At 73.5% G+C, this 245-nt stretch carries 1 protein-coding gene; it reads left to right on the forward strand.

Going from position 1 to position 245, the window contains the following annotated elements:
* Positions 1 to 245: bestrophin family protein (locus tag KVT39_RS37175; protein ID WP_217591509.1), on the forward strand; the 245-nt coding region annotated here is incomplete at both ends.

Genomic DNA, 245 nt, shown 5'->3' on the forward strand with positions numbered 1-245 from the left:
GCACCGTGACCGCGCAACTGACTCGCTCCCTGCCCGACAGCGGCGGCGATGCCGAGCGCAACCGGCTCGCCGTTCTGCTGATCGCGTTCCCGTATGCGCTGAAGCATCAGCTGCGCCATACCGATCCGACCGAAGTCCTGCAGCGCATCCTCGGCGCGGGGCGCGCCGGCGCGCTCGCCCCCACATGCTTCAAGCCGGCCGCGGACCTCGACGGGCTGCGCGGCGGCATCGGCCGCGCGCTGGGG

Origin of the sequence: Burkholderia sp. GbtcB21, from assembly GCF_019091065.1 — a bacterium.
In the GTDB taxonomy this organism is placed as follows: Bacteria; Pseudomonadota; Gammaproteobacteria; order Burkholderiales; family Burkholderiaceae; genus Burkholderia; species Burkholderia pyrrocinia_C.